Below are 3011 nucleotides of genomic sequence, written 5' to 3' on the forward strand. Positions count from 1 at the left end.
AAAATACAGGATTTTTCACTTCCTCTCAGATTAACTCAGGCCAGTTCGTCGTCACCAAATTAACAGTTAGGGATTTTTGTCTGTTACCATCTATACAAAACGACGCGCGATTACCCTGCCTTTTGTTGCGGGGTTAAAGCTTGCCATTTTTCTAAAGGTATCCAAGCAGCATCGGGAGAGCGATCGGCCCCATTCGGGAGTTTAAATCCTGTGGAGGAATCAAAAGCGATACCCGTACCATTGTTATCTGACCAATTAAATAATTGTTGGGTGATTCTACCGTTACTATTGCCCGTTTTTCCCCCCGTCGGTGGCATAATAATTAAATCTCCTTTCGCGTTGCGTTCCAAACGTAAATCTCGGTTATCCTGACACAGTTGAAAGAATTGTTCATCGCTGAGTTGCCAAGATTCAAATTTAATTTCTACTACTGTCATCATAGATTCTCTTTTATATTTATAGGATTATATAATTACCAAATATTATCAAGTTCTAAGACAAATTGAGATAAAATATTTTCCCCCGATAAACTCTCTGGATTAGTTAAAATTTCTACTGCCTGTCCTTGACGATAAATTTCTACTTCTCTAGTTTTTCTATTGATTAACCAACCTAAACGAGTCCCGTTATCTAAATATTCCTGCATTTTTTTCCTAGCAGTTTCTAGGCTATCACTAGGAGACATTAATTCAATGACAAAATCGGGAGATAGAGGTAAAAATCTTTCCTTTTGTTGTGGGGTTAAAGCTTGCCATTTTTCTAAAGGTATCCAAGCAGCATCGGGAGAGCGATCGGCCCCGTTAGGTAGTTTAAATCCTCCAGAAGAATCAAAAACCACACCTAATTTATTTAGGTTATTCCATAACCATAATTGGGCAGTGATTCCAGCGTTAGAATTGCTGGTTTCTCCTCCAGTCGGTGGCATAATAATTAAATCTCCTTTCGCGTTGCGTTCCAAACGTAAATCTCGGTTATCCTGACAAAGTTGAAAAAACTGTTCATCGTTGAGTTGAAACGAGTTAAATTTAACTTCTACTGTCATTATTATCCCCAACCTACTCTCGTCTAAAATTCATGGTAACGCCCTAGTAGGGAGGCACAATTATTTGTAGGATGGGTTAGCGGTAGCGTAACATGAGCGGGGGTTGGGTTTCATGCTTCAACCCAACCTACGTTCATCTTATATTTAATTCCACCCACCCACTTTAAAATTTATGGTAACGCGCTAGGGCAAGAGATGTTCCTGGATGAAATTAGTGTAAACATCTCCAGCTAAAAAGGCGGGAGTTTCCAGTATTTTACGATGGAAATCAATAGTCGTCGGTACTCCCGTGATCGCACATTCCCGTAGGGCGCGTTTCATGCGTTTAATGGCAGTTTCGCGATTTTCTCCCCAGACAATTAACTTACCGATTAGGGAATCGTAATAGGGGGGGATTTCGTAATCGGTGTAAACGTGGGAATCCATGCGGACACCAGGGCCACCGGGGGGCAGATAACCGCTAATTTTGCCGGGGTGAGGACGAAAATTGTGATCGGGATCCTCGGCATTAATGCGACACTCGATCGAATGCCCTCTAAATATCACCTGATCTTGCTTAATTTGCAGTTTTTCGCCCTGTGCCACCCGAATTTGTTCTCGGATCAGGTCCATCCCCGTGATCATCTCCGTGACCGGGTGTTCCACCTGAATACGGGTGTTCATTTCCATGAAGTAAAAATTACCGTGTTTATCGACTAAAAATTCCACGGTTCCCACCCCGACGTAATTAATCGATTTAGCGGCTTTAACGGCGGCATTACCCATTTTTGAGCGTAAATGGGGCGTTAAGAAGGGGCTAGGTGCCTCTTCTAGCAGTTTTTGGTGTCGTCGCTGAATCGAACAGTCTCTTTCTCCTAAATGGATTACGTTACCGTGACTATCGGCCAAAATCTGAAACTCGATATGTCGGGGACATTCGATAAATTTTTCTAGATATACTCCCGAATTGCCAAAAGCCGCTTCTGCTTCGCCTTGGGCGGCTTTTAACATATCACCTAGTTCATCTGCACTCTTGACAAGACGCATCCCACGCCCTCCACCGCCAGCAGTGGCTTTAATCAGGACAGGATAACCGATGTCATCAGCGATACGCTTTGCTTCCGCTTCCGAGGTAATTAAACCACCACTGCCGGGGATAGTGGCAACTCCCGCTTTTTGCATGGTTTTTTTAGCGGTAGATTTATCGCCCATAGCCAGAATAGCACTGGGAGACGGACCGATAAAAGTTAACTGATGATCGGCACAAATTTCGGCAAAGCGGGCGTTTTCTGCCAAAAAACCGTAACCAGGATGGATGGCCGTGGCGTTGCGTGTTAGGGCAGCCGAGATGATATTAGGGATGTTTAAGTAACTTTTGCTGCTCGGAGGCGGACCAATACAAACACTCTCATCGGCCAATTGAACATGAAGGGCATGGCGATCGATGGTAGAGTGGACGGCAACGGTTCTAATGCCCAATTCTTCGCAACTATGAAGGATTCTTAAGGCGATTTCCCCGCGATTGGCGATTAATATCTTGGCAAACTGCATTGGACGACCACGAGATCAGGCTGGTGTGATAGGCGACTATTTAGTAGAATATCTGGTTTTGTTACCTTGGGGAAATCGGGGAGTGGGAAGTGGGGGGATGGGGAAGTGGGGAAGTGGGGAAGTGGGGAAGTGGGGAAGTGGGGAAGTGGGGAAGTGGGGAAGTGGGGAAGTGGGGGGATGGGGAAGTGGGGAAGTGGGGAAGTGGGGAAGTGGGGAAGTGGGGAAGTGGGGAAGCTGTCTCATCACCCTATCACCCCAAAACCCTATCACCCCAAAACCCTATCACCCCAAAACCCTATCACCCTATTTCCTGCCTCCTGTTGACATCCTCGCCGCCCTAAAAGTGCGGCGATTCCTAAACCTCACGATTTAAGTTTCTGCTTCCACCACCGTCGCATACCACAGTTAAAAACCATGTACTGTCTTACACAGAGTCCAC

General features: G+C 45.3%; 3 protein-coding genes and 1 pseudogene. 1 reads left to right on the top strand and 3 read right to left on the bottom strand.

Going from position 1 to position 3011, the window contains the following annotated elements; translation table 11 throughout:
- Window positions 1-119: 119 nt before the first annotated feature.
- The 3 genes and pseudogenes from EWV66_RS22170 to accC all read right to left on the bottom strand — a co-directional run.
- Window positions 120-440 (bottom strand): annotated as a pseudogene (locus EWV66_RS22170) (Uma2 family endonuclease); the annotation flags it as partial.
- A gap of 32 nt (window positions 441-472) precedes the next feature.
- The gene (locus tag EWV66_RS22175) at window positions 473-1042 is read right to left on the bottom strand and encodes a Uma2 family endonuclease (protein ID WP_052278019.1); all 570 of its coding nucleotides are present in this window, start codon (window positions 1040-1042) and stop codon (window positions 473-475) included.
- A gap of 183 nt (window positions 1043-1225) precedes the next feature.
- Window positions 1226-2572 (bottom strand): acetyl-CoA carboxylase biotin carboxylase subunit, encoded by a 1347-nt coding sequence (gene accC / locus EWV66_RS22180; RefSeq protein ID WP_052278020.1) that lies wholly within the window; start codon window positions 2570-2572, stop codon window positions 1226-1228.
- Between accC and EWV66_RS22185 the strand changes: the two genes are divergently transcribed.
- Window positions 2559-2945 carry a hypothetical protein gene (locus EWV66_RS22185; protein WP_287116045.1) on the top strand — a complete coding sequence of 129 codons (387 nt, stop codon included), beginning with the start codon at window positions 2559-2561 and terminating at the stop codon, window positions 2943-2945. The two genes, accC and EWV66_RS22185, sit on opposite strands and share 14 nt — an antisense overlap.
- Window positions 2946-3011 lie beyond the last annotated feature (66 nt).

Source organism: Microcystis sp. M_OC_Ca_00000000_C217Col, from assembly GCF_007095585.1.
GTDB classification, from domain to species: domain Bacteria; phylum Cyanobacteriota; class Cyanobacteriia; order Cyanobacteriales; family Microcystaceae; genus Microcystis; species Microcystis panniformis.